The organism is Bacillus sp. AR13-1 (assembly GCF_008042285.1).
GTDB classification, from domain to species: domain Bacteria; phylum Bacillota; class Bacilli; order Bacillales; family Bacillaceae_G; genus Bacillus_A; species Bacillus_A mycoides.
Genome location: NZ_QNUA01000008.1, coordinates 1 through 16,316 on the forward strand (window position 1 = coordinate 1; position 16,316 = coordinate 16,316).

The window sequence follows — 16,316 nt, forward strand, 5'->3', positions numbered from 1 at the left end:
ACTCGTGAAATTGAAGATTTAATGGGGATTCATAGACCTTGTTATGAGCGTAGACGTGGGGCTTTAAGACAAAAGTAATTTAAAAATAAAAAGGAGTGGTCTTACATGACTAAACAATTATCTTTCTTACCGAAAATTGATAGAACGGCAACGCAGAAAAAATTAGAAGGTGTTCTCGAAAATGTACGTTTATATAGACAGTTTGGAATGATGCGTGAAGAAATGAAAGTCACTCCTTCTTATGAAATTAGATATCACGGACCTACAAATGATGTAGGAAATCCATTAGAAGATGTAGCGATGGCTAATATACAACAAAGTGAACGAGAAGAGTGGATTAAAAAAACGTCATTTCGTATTGATCAGTTCCTTAGTCGCTTGGGCAATGGGCGTGCAGGAAAGGATCAAAGAAACATCATCATTAAGCGTTATTTAGAAGATGAAGATGTATGTGATTATATGGTTTATAACGAGATTGGCATGAGTGAGCGTACTTATCGACGCGTTAAGGCTAGAGTGTTTTATAAACTTGCTTTTGCTCTTAGATTAGAAGTTTACGAGACAGAAGAGACTGGAGGTAATGAATAATGAATTTTGTTCAGCCAATACGTGATCCAGAAGAAATACAGCAGCTGAAAGATTATTTTAAGGAAAAGAGCTTACGTAATTACATTCTCTTCATTATGGGAATCAATACAGGCCTAAGAATCTCGGACATTTTGAAATTGAAGGTAGGAGATGTTAAAGGTAGTCATATATCTATGAGAGAAAAGAAAACAGGGAAACAGAAACGAATACAAATTACTGCAGCACTGAAAAGAGAACTTAAATGGTTTATTGAAGAAAGAGAAGATAATGAGTACTTATTGCAAAGTAGACAAGGAAAGAATCGTCCTATTGGTCGTAGCATGGCATATAAGATATTAAGTATAGCCGCAGCAGAGTTTGGTTTAGATGAAATCGGAACACATACGCTAAGAAAGACGTACGGGTACCATATGTACATGCAAACGAAAAACATAGCATTACTTATGGAGATATTCAATCATTCGTCAGAGAAGGTCACGTTACGTTATATAGGTGTAAATCAAGATGCAATGGATAAAGCGATGACTAGGTTTAAAATCTAAGCATTGCTTTTTTCTTTTTTAATCTATACAGTTACTCATAAATTTCGTACTGTGTAACTCAAAAGAGAAAGTATTATGAATTCAATGATAGCAAGGGATTTAGCAATTGGGTCAGTTACACACAATATAAGATATGGGTAAGTGATATAACAAAAGATAAAGGATATTGTTTCCTCTTGTCGAAATAATTATATATGATATCAGTTTACTTTTTTACAAAAGTAAAGCTATGTATTAGAAATAATAGAATATCATGACGAATTTTGATATTATATATACAAGGAGAATTAACAACTTTAATGGTTTACTAGAGAGAAGGAATACGAGTTGGATATTCTACAAATACAAGGTTTACAAGATTTACAAGAAATCAAGCCATATTGTCATTATAGTGATATACAAAAACTTTTTTTAGAAATTTATGATCTACATAATAAATTCTCAGCAGCATGGATTAAAAAAAATCAGACAACCGGATTCGAATTCATGAATTTAAATAAGAGACAGGTTAGAAATGTTTCAAGTGTTATTGAGGATAGAGAAGTATTTTTAATTGACAATATGTTTTATCGTCTTATTAAAAGTTATATGAATGAATTGGAATCATTGACGGTGGAGAGTGAATTAGAATACGATTATACGGAGTTAGATCTTCGAACTCGCATAAAACAAAATGAATCCGTAGTGAATAAATTAAAGTATTATAGAGTTGGAAAAGAAGGAGCAGGGGCTTTTAATCTAAATAAATGTTTAAATGATCTTTTTGGCATTCGAATAATTATTGAAGATTTTGACCATAACTGTAGATACTTTAACGATTTATGTGAAGGCTTAAAGGCTGAATATAGAATACGTACTATGGACTCATCAAAGAATAATTATAAAGCTACACACATATATTTTTATGGAGAAAGTAACAGATATTTTCCTTGGGAACTACAAGTGTGGAATGCAAATGATCTCAGTTCAAATGTTATATCGCACTCTTTACATAAACAGGAATATACAAAATGGGCTGATATTTATAAAAATTCAGCAGAAATTGAGGGAGGTGCTTAATCATGGCTTTTCACTTTATTGCAGTTATGAGTCACTATTCTGACGGGAGACGAATCGCTTGGCATTATTCCGATGAATCTAAACTTGATAAAGAAATTATTCAAGGTTTTTTAAAAAGAGTAAGAAAAAAATGTGGAGAAGTACAATTAGGTATCCACAAATTGGCGACAGATTCTACAACGTGGGATTCTGTATTACAAAAAGATTCGTTCTTTAAAGATGTATACAAAACTCGAGATGTAGAGACTTTTATTGAAATGATTATTCAAGATCAGGAATTAAGCGCTACAGACGTTTCTAAGTTTATATTGTCCGTATTGCCATCCTCTCACCTTAAATTGCAAAAATTACTGTATTTTTCATACGCAGAGTTTTTATTGCGAACAGGAGCTAAATTATTTAAGGAACCGATTGTAGCATTCAAGTATGGTCCAGTTGTTGAAAGTGTTTTTCATAATTATAAAGTTCATGGATCTACGACTATTGACTACAAGGAAGATGAAACAATATGTTATTCAACAGAGGATTTAGCCATTACACCATCTTTTATGAAGCTAGTATCCTCAGAACACGGTATTGTAGCACTAGAGTGCATTTTAAAAACCTTGAATCAATATGGGGAAGTGAGTGCAGGTGATCTAGTTGAAAAGACACATCAAGATGGAGGGCCATGGGATAGAGTATTTAAACCAGGCTGGAATTGTGAAATTACTGATGATGTTATTACACAATATCATCAAGTTATTAATTAATTCTTTAAGCATCCTATATGGGTGCTTTTTATTTTGGATAATAACCCTATTATCATATTTAATTGCACAGAATTAAAATAACTGGCAGAGTCGTGACCGCTTTTTGACCGCAAATGTGCCAGTTGTTTTGAGTTTGCCGTGATATATTTGTATTGTGAGAAGTGGCGGAAAACACAACTCACAAGGATAAATTTATAATTCTAAACGGTTCCATATTGACGACATGCTTCAGGGAATGAAATTCGTAACCAGCTGCGATGGTGCTGATTGAATGAGCCCGTTAATTTAAGAGAGCTTTTGCTCTTCTCCCAGTCACTTGATACAGTTCGGCGAGCAATTGTATAAAACAATATCAGGTGATTGAGAGCAGTGTGAAATTTCATACACCGTATGCTAATGTAATACAAGAAGATATGAGGTAGTTGAAGTTAAAGAGTGGAAATGCTGATTTAAATCTTTATTTTTATGGTAAAATAAGGTGCTTATTATATATCAAAAAATATATAAGAGAGACTTGTTAAATTTGTTGTTTGTATTTATTAATAAAGAGGAGAATTTAAATGAAAGTTAACTTAATGGAAATATTGCCAGATTTGGCAGAATACGATATGAAAAGTGTAATAGAAATCCATAAATATGGATGGGATATGGAGATTGCAAAACTAGAGAAAACATACCAATATGTTGAAGAATTGGTTAATGCAAGAAGAAAGATGTGTTCTGTAGCAGTGCATAGTGACCCTGGAGGAAGCACTATGCATTTACTGGATGAACTTAGCCTAGCTACAATGCTTATTCAACCTACTTATTATAAGTCGGTATTTGTTACAATATACAGTACGTTGGAGGCAACACTGAAGAATTTGGCTTCTGCGATTGAAACTGAAGTAAAAGTGGAAAAGTCACTAGAAGATTTAAGGCAACATAATGGTATACGGAAGTATATCAACTTTTTAATGCATAATGGTATACAAGAAAATTTAATTAAAGATAAATCTTGGAATGAACTTTTAAAGTGGCAAGATTTAAGGAATTGTATTAGTCATAATGGTAGCGTACCTAAAAATGATGAAATGAAAACAACTCTTGCACAGATAGGATTCTATATTGATAGGGAAACACCTCAAGTAATGTTTCATCCCGAAGATGTAGAAAGATTTATTCATTTAGTAAAAGTATACATGGAAAATGTATATAATCTTTGTCAAAAAACTTTTAACTTAATTATTAAATAAAATTTTACGAAGCAACTAATTATGATCCAAAATCAAATGAAAAAAATCGAAGAGGCATTCAAAGAAACATAAAATCAAAGAGGTAATAATTTTATATAGTTATGTTTTAGAAAAGCACTTCTTAAAGGAGTGCTTTTTATTGTGAAGAGGAAGTGACATATGAAGATTCCTGAAATGATACTTAATCTTTTTGATATCAATCAAGCCTATGAAATCGTGACAATTGATGAACATACGTGTGAGCCGATATATACACATAAGGGAACAGTCGTAAAGAAAGATGAAGAAAGTCTTTAGTTACAAAAGGAAGTGCAGTTTATAGAGCGCCTTTATTTCTAAAAATATAGAGGAAAGTGAATTCTATGAGAAGTGTATTAATGTAGTATGAGGTGATTAGTATGTTACTAAAGATATATAGGTGTGATAAGGAATAATGAAAGAATACAAAACAAAACAACAGAAGCGTAAGTTCTATGACAGTAGTGAGTGGAAGAGTATACGAGAACAGGTAAAGAAGCGTGACAACTATGAGTGTCAAGAGTGTAAGCGCAACGGCCATATTCGTGTGGATACCAATGAGTACAGTGAGAGTGCGAAACGTAAGAAGATACAGTTGGTTGTCCATCATATCAAAGAGTTAGAACATCATCCAGAGCTCGCATTAGAAATGGATAATTTAGAAACAATCTGTGTGGATTGCCATAATAAAGAGCACGGAAGAACATTCAAAAAGAAACTGAATAAATGGCAACACGATGAAAAGTGGTAAAATGATTCCAAAATAACACCCCCCCTTAAAATATTTCATCAATTTTTCGTATAAGGGGCACCGGAGGAGGGGGTTAACTGTCAGGTTTTTTTCTAAATTACGCACGTAAGGGGGGGGTGGGTAGATGGCTGTTAGTATTGTAAGGTTAAAAGAACAGCTCATGAATAGTATTGATATTACAGATTTAGTCGAAGTTGAGAAGGTAGAAAGATATATTGATCTTGTCAAAGCATTTAGAAAAATAAATAAAACTATTAATAAAGAAGGCGAGTCCGTAACAGTAAAAAACGGTTCTCAAGTTTTTGTTAAAGCCCACCCTCTTATAGGTGAGAGGAATAAAATTAACAGTTCTTTAATTGCATTAGGTAGAGATATAAAGTTTGTTGTTAAGAATACTATCCCTAATACAGGCTATAGCAAAAGTGATCTTACATGATTAGGCAAAAGTATGTGGAAGAATATATTGAACTTTATCGAAGTAGAAAAGTAAAGTTCAATAAAGAAAGAGAACTGTTAATTGAATATCTAGAAAAACATGTTTTAAACAGAGACGATTTGTATTTTGATGATGAAATGATTGAAGATTGTATCAACTTCGGCGAGAAGTGGTATTTTCCATTGCAGCCATTTCAAAAATTCTTAATAGCATTCGTCTTTTTATTTTATAAGAAAAATGGACGTGTATTTTATCGGAAATTCCTATGGATGTTAGGTCGTGGCGGTGGTAAAAACGGTCTGATATCAGTAATTGCTCATTTTTTAATCAGTGAATTGCATGGAATACCAGAATACAACATATCTGTTGTTGCGAATAGTGAAGAACAAGCAAAAACAAGTCCTGATGAAGTAAAGAAAACTGTTCGTAGACATGAAACATTAAAAAAGGCTTTTAAAGCAACGGAAACACAAACCACTTCAAAAGCTACTGCAAGTGTACTGAAGTTTAGAACATCAAACGGAGATACAAAAGATGGTTTGCGAGATGGAGCGGTTGTTTTTGACGAAATACATCGATATGAAAGTAATAAAGATGTCCGTGTCCACATCAGCGGCTTGGGGAAAAGGAAAAACCCCCGCGAGTTTTATATTGGTACAGACGGATATGTACGTGATGGTTTCCTAGATAAATTAAAAGAAAAAGCAAGGAAAGTATTAAATGGTGAAGCACGTCCTAACGCTCTTTTTCCGTTCATTTGTAAATTAAATGATGAAAAAGAAGTCGATAATATCGATGTTTGGGAAATGGCGAATCCTATGCTGTCAAAACCGCTAAGTGAATATGCTGAAGGTTTATTTGAAACGATGAAGGAAGAATATGAGGATTTGGAAGACGATCCTGACAACCGAATCGAATTTATGACAAAACGTATGAATTTACCTGTTTCAAATTTAGAACGTTCGGTTGCGAAATGGGAGGAAATAGTTGCTACAAATCGTCCATTTCCTGATCTATATGGTCGGGAATGTATTGGAGCATTAGACTTTGCAAGTATTAGAGATTTTGCTGCTTGTGGTCTTTTATTTAGAGTAGATGGTGAATATATCTTTAAAACGCATTCCTTTGTTCGTAAAGAGTTCGTTGATATTTACTATGGTTATTCTAAAAAAGCGAATGAGTATAAAAAAGAGAAATTCGCACCAATAAAAGAGTGGAAAGAACAAGGCTTACTAACCGTTGTGGATGAACCAACTATTAATCCTCAGCACATTGTTAATTGGTTTGTTGAAATGCGTGAATCTTATGGATTGAAAAAGATTATTGCTGATAATTTCCGTATGGAGGCAATAAGACCATTATTAGAAGCTGAAGGATTTGAAATAGAAGTTATAAGAAATCCTAGAGCGATTCACAGTTTACTAGCACCTCGTATCGAAATGGCATTTGCAAATAAACAAATTATTTTTGATGATAATCCTATGATGCGTTGGTATACACAAAACGTATTGGTTGTTATAAAAGGTGATGGGAATAAAGTATACGAAAAGAAAGAGCCAGTACGTAGAAAAACTGATGGATTCCAATGTTTTGTACATGCTCTTTATCGAGCTGATGAAATACAAGAATCTACAGATTTTATAATAGGTGATATTAAATTCTAATAAAGGGGGTGATAATCATTGGATGGCTGGATGCAGTATTTAAAAGAAATAGTGAATTAGGATTTATGTTTGATGTGGAAATGTTTATCGATAAGACAAATAGAGTCCACATGAAGCGGTTAGCAATTGATACATGTATTTCTTTTTTAGGAAGAACAATAAGTCAGTCCGAATTTAGAGTGAAAAACGGTGAAGCCTTTGAAAAGAATGAACTTTACTATCGATTAAATGTTAGACCAAATAAGAATATGACAGCAAGTACCTTTTGGGAAAAGTATATGTACAAGCTTATTTATGATAATGAGGCTTTAATTATACAGGCTGATGATGGTGATTTACTTATTGCTGATGATTTTGATCATAACGAATACGCTGTTTTTGAAGATACTTTTACAAATGTCACCGTAAAAGATTATCAGTTTAAGAGAAGTTTTAAGCAAAGTGAAGTTATTCATTTGAAATATCGAAATGACAAATTATCACCGCTTATTGATAGTCTTTTTACTGATTATGGTGATTTATTCGGTAGGATATTAAGCTCACAAAAACGTAAAAATCAAATTCGCGGAACAGTGGATATGGATATGCTTGCTGCAAAAAGTAAAGAGCATCAATCAAAGCTGCAAGAGTTCATCGATAACATGTATAAAGCAATTGGAGAAAAAGACGTTGCTATCATTCCACAGCAACCAGGATTCAAATACGCTGAAACATCAGATGGCGGAAACGCTGGTCAAAGTGTGGATGAAATCAACAAAGTAACGAATGGCTTTTTAAATCAAGTAGCGATGGCTTTCGGTATTCCGACCGCTTTGTTATATGGGGAAATGGCTGATGTAGAGAAGCAGACGAAGAATTACATGCTTTTCACAGTGAAACCTTTATTAAAAAAGATTTCAGATGAAGCAAACGTTAAATTCTTTGAAATGAACGAGTACCTTGAAGGGCAAAAGATTGAAGTTAAAGCTGTATCTTATCAGAACATATTCGACCTTGCGACAAGCATTGATAAACTCATTTCTTCTAGTGCATTTACAGGTAATGAAATGAGATTAGAAGCCGGATATGAGGCTTCTAATGATCCGAACTTGGACAAACATTATATTACGAAGAACTACGCTGAAATGAATATAGGTGAAGGAGGTGAGAAAGTAAATGACGGTGAAGCTTGATATTAAAGGTCCAATCATTTCGAGTGATGAAGCTTGGATTTATGAATGGTTTGAAATGGATGCAACAAGTCCAGGTATGGTTGCAAAAGAACTAACAAATGCCAATGGTGATGATTTAATCGTATCAATTAATAGTCCTGGTGGTTATGTACACGAAGGATCAGAGATTTATACAGCATTAAAAAATTATCCGGGCCAGGTTGAAGTTCAAATTGTTGGTTTGGCTGCAAGCGCAGCTTCTGTTATTGCAATGGCTGGTGATAAAGTTCGAATTTCACCAACAGCACAAATTATGATTCACAATGCTTCTATGTGGAATGGTGGAGATCATCGTGATATGGAAAAGGCTGCTGAGATGCTAAAGACGACAGATCGAGCAATTGTAAATGCATATGTCATTAAAAGTGGTAAATCCGAAGAGGAACTACTTAATATGATGGCTGAAGAAACATGGATGGGGCCACAACAAGCATTAGAAAACAACTTTGTGGATGAAATCATGTTTATGGATAATCCGGTTAAAATGACTGCTTCAGGTGCCGTTTCTGCTATGATTCCACAGAAAGTAATCGATGGTTTTAGAAACGGAACACTTAATAAAGGGAAAACTGAAGGCATTACAAAAGATGATTTAAATGCTGCATTATCAGAATTAAAAAGTGAAATCCTGAATGATCTACAAACTAATACAGAACCAAAACCAAAAGAGCCGAATCCGGAACCAGTTAAAAACAACGGATTGAAAAGGCTCTTTTTAAATTTATAAAAAATGGAGGAAACAAATAATGACAATTAAATTCAATAAATCTGAAGCATTTAGCAAGGCCAAAGCAAAATTAACAGATGCTTTAACAAACGCCGAAAGTACAGAACAAGAACAAACATCAGCATTTGAAAATTTCTTTGATGCATTACAAACGGATGTAGCGAACTCAGTTCGTGAGCAAGTAAATAATGATATGCTTGATCGTTCCATTCTACAGCAACGTGGTCAAAACGTTCTGACTTCAGCAGAAACAAAATTCTTTAATGCCGTTGTAAAAGATGGTGGATTCAAAGATGATTCTATTCTTCCTAAAACTACGCAAGAGCGTGTATTTGAAGATTTAGTAACAGAACATCCATTATTAGAGGCTGTAGGGTTACAAGATTTAGGAGCGGTGACGAAGTTTATTTATTCTGATGCAACTAAAGCTTATGTATGGGGTCCTTTATTCGGTGAAATCAAGGGTCAAGTAAATGCGGCATTCCGTGAAGAACAAATTGGCCAACTTAAATTAACTGCATTCGCGGCTATTCCAAATGATATGTTAGATCTTGGGCCGGAATGGGTTGAACGTTATGTTCGAACTTTATTAGTAGAATCTTATTCTGTTGGTTTAGAATACGGTTTTGTTAATGGTACTGGAGTAAATCAACCAATCGGTTTAATGAAAGATTTTAACTCTACTACAAATGCGGTGACAGACAAAAAATCATCCGGTACATTAACATTTGCTCCATCTGAGCATGGTGAAGTAATTGCTGGTGAACTTTATGAAGTAGTAAAAGCTTTATCTGTTGATGGCAAAGGTAAATCCCGCAAAGTATTAAATAAAATTGTGATGGTTGTCAATCCTGTGGATGCAATCGGTGTACAAGCACGTAATACAATTCAAACGGCAACAGGCCAATGGGTGATGGCATTACCTTATAACATTCAAACTGTAGAATCTAAAGAAGTGCCAGTTGGTAAAGCATTATTCTTTGTGAAAGGCCAATACCTTGCTGCAATTGCTGGTGGATATAAGCTTAAATCGTTTGACCAAACATTAGCGATTGAAGATGCAACGCTTTATACAATCAAACAATTTGCTAACGGTAAACCAAAAGATAATAAAGCGGCAATTGTATATGATTTAAAGATTTCATTTACACCAGCACCACCAGCAACTAAATAAGGAATGATGTAAATGGAAACAGTAATTTCAAATGAATTATTACAGCAATTCAAAGATAGGATGCGATTAGGCGATGATGAAGACGACAACCTAAGACGCATCTTATTTGCATCTAATAAAGATTTAATTAGGGTTTGTGGTAATTACGACCTTAATAAAGACGAGGTGTTCAAGGAATTAGTCTTTGAACGCTCTCGTTATGTTTATAACGATGCTCTAGAGTATTTTGACAAGAATTTTTTAAGTCAGATTAATAGTTTAAGCATTGAAAAGGCTTTAGAAGAAATTAAGTTGGGCGGTGAATAAAATGCGTCCTTTTCAGTATAAAAAGCCACTGAATACAGGCGATTTTAGAAATCGAATCAATTTTGAACAACCTGTAGTAATAAAAGATGAATTAAACCAGGTAATTGAAACATCTTGGCAGGAGTTAAAAAAAGCCTGGTCAATGATAAAAACGGTGAAAGGTTCCGAGTATATTGAAGCTTCAGCTTCACAGGCTACACGGGTGTATCGTTTTGTGATTCCATATACTTCTGGTATTACGGAAGAAATGCGAATTAATATGAAAGGCCGTATCTTTGATATTATCGAACCGCCAATGAATGATGATGAAATGTATCAGACATTGACTATTATCGCAAAGGAGCATGTTTAGTATGAATGATTTTGCGAGTGATCTTGCTAGGGAGTTGCAAAGGTATGCAAAAGTTGTGGAAGAAGATTTGGAAAATGAAATCGATGAAGTAGCAGATATTGCTGTAGGTAAATTAAAGCAAAATAGTCCTAAAAAAACGGGCGGCTATCGTAAAGGCTGGCGCAAGAAAAAAGAAGGGAAAGGTGTTGTTCTTCATAATACAAAGGGGCAATTAACGCATCTTTTAGAAAATGGCCATGCGAAAGCTGGTGGAGGCCGAGTACCGAAGAAAGTGCATATTCTTCCAGTTGAAGAGTATGTAATCGACGAATTGCCAAGACGAATTGAAAGGGCGGTTCAACGATGACATTAGGTGAATTAACAAAAATTCTTGAAGCTACAGGTTATCCTGTGGCTTATTCGCATTTCACAGCAACGCCGACTAATCCTGTTCCAGCTCCACCTTATATTTGTTTTCTTGTGGACGGTTCAGCCAATCTCATGGCTGATAATAAGGTCTATCATAAGATAAATGATTTAAATATAGAGCTTTATACAAATAGAAAAGATTCAGTTGCAGAAGCCAAGCTTGAACAAGTCCTGGACAATCATGAAATACCTTATGATTCGCCATTCGAAGGGATTATTGAAACAGAAAAAATATATCAAAAATTTTATGAAACGAGGTTGATATAAATGAATGAAAACAAGGTAACATTCGGTTTGAAAAATGTACATTATGTACCATTAGATACTAAGGATTTTTTGGTTAAATTTGGGACACCTATTCCATTACCTGGTGGAGTTGAACTAACTTTTGAGCCACGCGGTGATTTAATTGAATTTTATGCAGATGACATGCTTTATTACGCGGCAAGTAATAACCAAGGGTACGATGGAGCATTAAATATTGCTACTATCCCAGAGCAATTTGCTATTGATGCACTTGGTGAGGAATTAGACGAAACGGATGGCGTATTAAATGAATTGGCTGATGCAAAAGGGAAACCATTCGCATTATTATTTGAGTTTGATGGTGATGTGAATGCAACCCGTCATGTTATGTATAACTGTTCAGCAAGTCGGCCAATGATTGCATCTAAAACAAAAACAAGTTCTGCTGAACCAAATACAAATGAACTGAAGTTTGTTTCTAGCCCAATTGTTTTAGCGCCTGGTGGAAGGCCAATGGTTAAAACGAAAACGACTGCTAAAACAACACAAGCAATTTATAACGACTGGTACAAAAAAGTATATGTAAAAACACCGGCAGCACCAAAAGGAGCGTAATTATAAATGGAAAAGACAATTACTATAGATGGAAAACAAGTTCGATTAAAAAGCACAGCGGCAACAGTTAAACGATATAAAGCACAATTCAGACGTAATTTATTTGCAGATATGATGGGGTTAGGAGCAATTAATGCGTTAACTACGCCAGATGGATCAGAACAACCTATTGATATGTCTAATGTTGATATAAGTAAAGTGGACTTTGAACTTATTTATGACTTGACTTGGTTATTTGCTAAAACGGCTGATTCAAATATTTCTGATCCTATGACGTGGTTGGATGAATTTGAAGAATTCCCAATTGAAGAAATCATGCCAGAAATCATGGAATTAGTTCAAGTCACTATGGGAGCAAAAAAAAAATAACAGGAAATGATGAAAAGCAAGGGACATTCAGTGATGAAGAATTAACCACTGATTTGTTCCTTGCTCTTTGTTATAAAGCAAAATTAACGTATTGGGATTTAGAAACCATGACAATCGGCGATTGCTTTGATTATATTGCTGAATTTGCTGAAATGGAAAATCCAGATAAAGAAAAAGTAAGAAAAGCGAATCAAAGAGATTACGATTCTTTCTAGGAAATGAGGTGAGAATATGGCAGGAAAAATTAAAGGGATTACGATTGAAATCGGAGGAAATACTCAACCGTTACAAAATGCCTTAAAAGATGTAAATAAACAAAGTGATAACCTGGCCAATGAACTGAAGGAAGTAGAGCGTTTATTAAAGTTTAATCCTGGTAATGTCGAAGCTTTAGCCCAAAAGCAAAAGTTACTGACACAACAAATTGAAAATACGACCGAAAAATTAGATAAATTAAAAGCAGCGGAACAACAAGTGCAAGCTCAATTTCAAAACGGTAAAATTTCTGAAGAACAATATCGTGCATTCAGGCGTGAAATTGAATTTACAGAAGGATCGCTTAATGGTCTGAAAAATAAACTTGGAAACATGAAAGCAGAACAAGACAATGTAGCCAGTTCCACTCGGCAATTAGAAACATTGTTTAGTGCTACAGGGAAAAGCGTTGATGATTTTGCAGGGGCATTAGGAAATCGTCTTGTGAATGCAATTCGAAATGGAACGGCTACAAGTCGACAGTTAGAGCAAGCAATTGGAATTATCGGCCGAGAAGCATTAGGAACAGAAGCTGATATTGAGAAATTACAACGAGCTCTTCGATCTGTGGATGCTGGAAACTCAATACAACAAGTGCGAAATGAATTAAGAGATTTACAGCAAGAAGCCGGAAGAACAGAGAAGAAGTTTGAAGGACTAAAGGTAGGATTAGAAAATGTCATAGGTGGTATGGCTGCCGGTGGTGGTATTGCAACTGCGATTGAAAAAGCAATGGATATGTCAAAGTTGAAAACTAAGATTGATATAACATTCGATGTTCCAGAGTCCTCTAAAAAATCAGTGGAAGAAGCAATAAGAGGCGTAACCGCTTATGGGGTGGATGCTGAAGAATCGCTTGCTGGTGTACGTAGACAATGGGCTTTAAATAAAAACATTAGTGATGAAGCGAATGCATCTATAGTAAAGGGAGCAGCAACAATTGCGCAATCCTATGAAGGAATAGATTTTACAGAATTAATTCAAGAAACATACGAAATAGGTAGTGAATTAGGGATAACTCAAGAAAGTGCTCTTGGTATGGTTGATGCGTTGTTAAAAATGGGATTCCCACCAGAGCAACTAGATATCATTGCCGAATACGGAAGTCAGCTGACTCGTGTGGGTTTTAAAGCTGAAGAAGTTCAAGCGATTATGGAAGCAGGGGTTGAAACGGGTAGCTGGAATATCGACAATATGCTGGATGGGCTGAAGGAGGGGCGAATCCAACTAGCTGAATTTGCTCAAGGTGCGGATAAAGCTTTAAAAGAAGCACTTGATGGATCAGGCATTGCAACTGAACAAATAGAAAAATGGGGTGCAGCTGTCGCTAAAGGTGGAAGTGACGGTTCGAAAGCTATGGTGGAAGTAGCTAAAGCGATAGAAGGAATAGAAGATCCTGTTAAAAAGAATCAAGTAGGGGTTAAAGTTCTAGCCACTATGTTTGAAGACCAAGGACAAAATCTAACTAATACTTTAATAAACGCTTCAGAAAAAACAGTAGACTTCCAGAAGAATCAGGATAAATTAAATGAATCCATAAAAAAAATGGATGCAAGTCCAGCAGTTAAGTTTCAAAAAGCAATGCAAGATTTACAAGTTGCACTCAAACCTCTTCTTAGTGTTATAGCGGATGTTATTTCCAAAGTAGCTGAATGGATTTCTAACAACCCTAAATTAGCAGCCACATTAACAGCTGTTGCAATGGCTATTGGTATAATCTCAGGTGCAATTATGGCACTTGCTCCTATAGTCATGACAGTCATGAGCTTCTTTGAGATTGGAGCTTTAGCAGCAGCTGGACTTGTTGCCGGTATTCCTCTTCTTATAGCAGCTTTAGCAGCTATAGGAATTGCCATTTATAAAAACTGGGACGATATAAAAAATTGGACCATAGAAGCCTGGAATTCTATTAAAGAATATTTGATAGAACTTTGGGATGGGATAGTTCAATCCTCTAGTGAAGCATGGACTTCTTTCTTAGAAACCATGCACTCATTCTTTGATCCAATAGGTCAGTTTTTTAGTGATTTATGGACAGGGATTGGCGAAATATGTAGTAGTACATGGAATTCTATTGTTGAATTCTTTTCAGGTGCTTGGGCTTCATTTACTGAAATGATGCATAGTTTCTTTGATCCAATAGGTGAATTCTTTAGCAGCTTATGGTCTGGAATTGTTGAAACAGCTTCTTCCTGGTGGTCTTCTTTAGTTACAACGGCATCCGAATTGTGGGGAACACTCGTACAAGCTTGGGAAGAAACTTGGAATACTATTCTTACTGTTTTAGATCCAATTATTTCGGCGGTTTCTACTGTTTTAGAAGCTGGTTGGTTACTGATTCAAGCTGGAGTGCAAATTGCTTGGGCGGCAATCAGTCAATATATTATTCAACCAATACAAGAAGCTTACAATTGGGTAAGCGGAAAAATTGGCGAGTTAGTTAACTGGCTTAGTACACAATGGGGAATAGCAAAGGCCGCAGCTCAAATTGGATGGGGTTTATTTAAACAATATATCATTCAACCAGTTCAAGAAACCTGGAATTTAGTGAAAGAAAAGTTCAGTGATTTAGTTTCTTGGTTAAGTTCACAATGGGAGCTGGCTAAGTCTTATACGTTGGCAGGATGGAACCTGGTAAAACAGTATGTTATCCAGCCAGTGCAAGAATTGTGGAATACAACGAAAGAAAAACTTGGAGATTTAGCAAACTGGATATTAGGAAATTGGGAAAAAATAAAATCCTATACACTTTCAGCTTGGAATTTAGTGAAGCAATATGTAGTTCAACCAGCTACAGAGGCTTATAATTCAGCTAAAGAAAAGTTTGAGAGTTTGTATAATTCTGCGCGTGAGAAATTTGATGCTGTAAAGAATGCTGCACAAGAAAAATTTGAAGCAGCGAAAAGATTTATTATGGACCCAATAAGAGATGCGGTTGACGGGGTAAAGGGATTCATCGATAAAATCAAGGGATTCTTTGAAGGTTTAAAGTTGAAAATCCCAAAACCTGAAATGCCACCTCTTCCACACTTTAGCTTACAAACTAGTACGAAAAACGTTTTAGGAAAAGATATTACGTTCCCATCTGGACTCAATATTGATTGGCGTGCAAAAGGTGGTATTTTCACTAAACCAACTATATTTGGTATGAATGGCGGAAACTTGCAAGGTGCTGGTGAAGCTGGGGATGAAGCCGTTTTACCTTTAAACAAAAAGACACTTGGAGCTATTGGTGCTGGAATCGTAGCAGCCATGCCACGAGAACAATTTAGTATGTCAGGAGACATAAATCAATTAATGGGTGACATGAGTCGCATGATGGCTAGTTCTGTGAGCCAACTATCCGGATTAAAGACTGTTATGAGTGGTGTGTATGGAAGTATGTCAAATAGCAGACAAGCTATGACAAACAGTGCTTCGAATCAAGTATTTAATTATTCGTCAGGATCATCTAGCGGTGGAATAATTCCAATGCTTGGTGGTGATTTAGTTGTTGAGGTTCCTGTTGTTTTAGAAGGTCGAGACGTGGCGCGCGGTACTTATCGATATACAAAAGAATATCAAGAACGAGAAGAACAAAGAAACTCAGCCTTTTAGGTTTGGGTTTC

The 16,316-nt window shown here is 35.3% G+C and carries 20 protein-coding genes; all 20 read left to right on the forward strand.

Going from position 1 to position 16,316, the window contains the following annotated elements; all coding sequences use genetic code 11:
• The first annotated feature begins 105 nt into the window (after positions 1-105).
• The 20 genes from DN408_RS07250 (at position 106) to DN408_RS07335 (ending at position 16,305) form a co-directional block, all read left to right on the forward strand.
• Complete coding sequence (locus DN408_RS07250) at positions 106-588, forward strand: ArpU family phage packaging/lysis transcriptional regulator (protein WP_078204473.1); 483 nt, start codon at positions 106-108, stop codon at positions 586-588.
• Positions 588-1,130, forward strand: a complete 543-nt coding sequence (locus DN408_RS07255) for a site-specific integrase (protein ID WP_002010102.1) — start codon at positions 588-590, stop codon at positions 1,128-1,130. Before DN408_RS07250 ends, DN408_RS07255 begins: the two co-directional genes overlap by 1 nt.
• Before the next feature lie 327 nt (positions 1,131-1,457).
• The gene (locus DN408_RS07260) at positions 1,458-2,189 is read left to right on the forward strand and encodes a nucleotidyltransferase family protein (protein ID WP_078177836.1); all 732 of its coding nucleotides are present in this window, start codon (positions 1,458-1,460) and stop codon (positions 2,187-2,189) included.
• A 2-nt stretch (positions 2,190-2,191) separates the two neighbouring features.
• Complete coding sequence (locus DN408_RS07265) at positions 2,192-2,941, forward strand: Panacea domain-containing protein (protein ID WP_078177837.1); 750 nt, start codon at positions 2,192-2,194, stop codon at positions 2,939-2,941.
• A gap of 560 nt (positions 2,942-3,501) precedes the next feature.
• Positions 3,502-4,176, forward strand: coding sequence for a hypothetical protein (locus DN408_RS07270; protein ID WP_078177838.1), 675 nt, complete (start codon positions 3,502-3,504; stop codon positions 4,174-4,176).
• Between the two features lie 159 nt (positions 4,177-4,335).
• A complete protein-coding gene (locus DN408_RS31315) occupies positions 4,336-4,473 on the forward strand; it encodes a hypothetical protein (protein WP_158080629.1) in 138 nt (45 codons plus the stop codon).
• 136 nt (positions 4,474-4,609) lie between these two features.
• Positions 4,610-4,945: an HNH endonuclease gene (locus DN408_RS07275; protein ID WP_078177839.1), complete on the forward strand. Its 336-nt coding sequence runs from the start codon at positions 4,610-4,612 to the stop codon at positions 4,943-4,945.
• A 124-nt stretch (positions 4,946-5,069) separates the two neighbouring features.
• Positions 5,070-5,381 (forward strand): P27 family phage terminase small subunit, encoded by a 312-nt coding sequence (locus tag DN408_RS07280; protein WP_088291085.1) that lies wholly within the window; start codon positions 5,070-5,072, stop codon positions 5,379-5,381.
• Complete coding sequence (locus tag DN408_RS07285) at positions 5,378-7,045, forward strand: terminase TerL endonuclease subunit (RefSeq protein ID WP_147740025.1); 1,668 nt, start codon at positions 5,378-5,380, stop codon at positions 7,043-7,045. Before DN408_RS07280 ends, DN408_RS07285 begins: the two co-directional genes overlap by 4 nt.
• Before the next feature lie 8 nt (positions 7,046-7,053).
• Positions 7,054-8,217: a phage portal protein gene (locus DN408_RS07290; RefSeq protein ID WP_179957887.1), complete on the forward strand. Its 1,164-nt coding sequence runs from the start codon at positions 7,054-7,056 to the stop codon at positions 8,215-8,217.
• The gene (locus DN408_RS07295; RefSeq protein ID WP_147740026.1) at positions 8,201-8,983 is read left to right on the forward strand and encodes a head maturation protease, ClpP-related; all 783 of its coding nucleotides are present in this window, start codon (positions 8,201-8,203) and stop codon (positions 8,981-8,983) included. Before DN408_RS07290 ends, DN408_RS07295 begins: the two co-directional genes overlap by 17 nt.
• A 19-nt stretch (positions 8,984-9,002) precedes the next feature.
• Complete coding sequence (locus DN408_RS07300) at positions 9,003-10,157, forward strand: phage major capsid protein (protein ID WP_147740027.1); 1,155 nt, start codon at positions 9,003-9,005, stop codon at positions 10,155-10,157.
• Between the two features lie 12 nt (positions 10,158-10,169).
• On the forward strand, positions 10,170-10,463 hold the full coding sequence (locus DN408_RS07305) for a hypothetical protein (protein ID WP_088291081.1): 294 nt from the start codon (positions 10,170-10,172) through the stop codon (positions 10,461-10,463).
• 1 nt (position 10,464) lies between these two features.
• The gene (locus DN408_RS07310; protein ID WP_147740028.1) at positions 10,465-10,815 is read left to right on the forward strand and encodes a phage head closure protein; all 351 of its coding nucleotides are present in this window, start codon (positions 10,465-10,467) and stop codon (positions 10,813-10,815) included.
• Position 10,816: 1 nt separating this feature from the next.
• Positions 10,817-11,161, forward strand: a complete 345-nt coding sequence (locus DN408_RS07315; RefSeq protein WP_002138037.1) for an HK97 gp10 family phage protein — start codon at positions 10,817-10,819, stop codon at positions 11,159-11,161.
• Positions 11,158-11,490, forward strand: a complete 333-nt coding sequence (locus tag DN408_RS07320; protein WP_016120701.1) for a hypothetical protein — start codon at positions 11,158-11,160, stop codon at positions 11,488-11,490. The genes DN408_RS07315 and DN408_RS07320 overlap by 4 nt, the downstream gene beginning before the upstream one ends.
• Complete coding sequence (locus DN408_RS07325; protein WP_147740029.1) at positions 11,491-12,084, forward strand: major tail protein; 594 nt, start codon at positions 11,491-11,493, stop codon at positions 12,082-12,084. It begins immediately after the preceding gene.
• A 6-nt stretch (positions 12,085-12,090) separates the two neighbouring features.
• Positions 12,091-12,453, forward strand: coding sequence for a hypothetical protein (locus DN408_RS07330; RefSeq protein WP_016095495.1), 363 nt, complete (start codon positions 12,091-12,093; stop codon positions 12,451-12,453).
• Positions 12,454-12,506: 53 nt separating this feature from the next.
• Positions 12,507-12,668: a hypothetical protein gene (locus DN408_RS31745; RefSeq protein ID WP_218943192.1), complete on the forward strand. Its 162-nt coding sequence runs from the start codon at positions 12,507-12,509 to the stop codon at positions 12,666-12,668.
• 16 nt (positions 12,669-12,684) lie between these two features.
• A complete protein-coding gene (locus DN408_RS07335) occupies positions 12,685-16,305 on the forward strand; it encodes a phage tail tape measure protein (protein WP_147740030.1) in 3,621 nt (1,206 codons plus the stop codon).
• Positions 16,306-16,316 lie beyond the last annotated feature (11 nt).

Coding starts and splice junctions, on each gene's coding strand:
- DN408_RS07250 (WP_078204473.1), top strand. CDS start 106: ATGACTAAACAATTATCTTTCTTACCGAAAATTGATAGAACGGCAACG.
- DN408_RS07255 (WP_002010102.1), top strand. CDS start 588: ATGAATTTTGTTCAGCCAATACGTGATCCAGAAGAAATACAGCAGCTG.
- DN408_RS07265 (WP_078177837.1), top strand. CDS start 2,192: ATGGCTTTTCACTTTATTGCAGTTATGAGTCACTATTCTGACGGGAGA.
- DN408_RS07270 (WP_078177838.1), top strand. CDS start 3,502: ATGAAAGTTAACTTAATGGAAATATTGCCAGATTTGGCAGAATACGAT.
- DN408_RS31315 (WP_158080629.1), top strand. CDS start 4,336: ATGAAGATTCCTGAAATGATACTTAATCTTTTTGATATCAATCAAGCC.
- DN408_RS07275 (WP_078177839.1), top strand. CDS start 4,610: ATGAAAGAATACAAAACAAAACAACAGAAGCGTAAGTTCTATGACAGT.
- DN408_RS07280 (WP_088291085.1), top strand. CDS start 5,070: ATGGCTGTTAGTATTGTAAGGTTAAAAGAACAGCTCATGAATAGTATT.
- DN408_RS07285 (WP_147740025.1), top strand. CDS start 5,378: ATGATTAGGCAAAAGTATGTGGAAGAATATATTGAACTTTATCGAAGT.
- DN408_RS07295 (WP_147740026.1), top strand. CDS start 8,201: ATGACGGTGAAGCTTGATATTAAAGGTCCAATCATTTCGAGTGATGAA.
- DN408_RS07300 (WP_147740027.1), top strand. CDS start 9,003: ATGACAATTAAATTCAATAAATCTGAAGCATTTAGCAAGGCCAAAGCA.
- DN408_RS07305 (WP_088291081.1), top strand. CDS start 10,170: ATGGAAACAGTAATTTCAAATGAATTATTACAGCAATTCAAAGATAGG.
- DN408_RS07310 (WP_147740028.1), top strand. CDS start 10,465: ATGCGTCCTTTTCAGTATAAAAAGCCACTGAATACAGGCGATTTTAGA.
- DN408_RS07315 (WP_002138037.1), top strand. CDS start 10,817: ATGAATGATTTTGCGAGTGATCTTGCTAGGGAGTTGCAAAGGTATGCA.
- DN408_RS07320 (WP_016120701.1), top strand. CDS start 11,158: ATGACATTAGGTGAATTAACAAAAATTCTTGAAGCTACAGGTTATCCT.
- DN408_RS07325 (WP_147740029.1), top strand. CDS start 11,491: ATGAATGAAAACAAGGTAACATTCGGTTTGAAAAATGTACATTATGTA.
- DN408_RS07330 (WP_016095495.1), top strand. CDS start 12,091: ATGGAAAAGACAATTACTATAGATGGAAAACAAGTTCGATTAAAAAGC.
- DN408_RS07335 (WP_147740030.1), top strand. CDS start 12,685: ATGGCAGGAAAAATTAAAGGGATTACGATTGAAATCGGAGGAAATACT.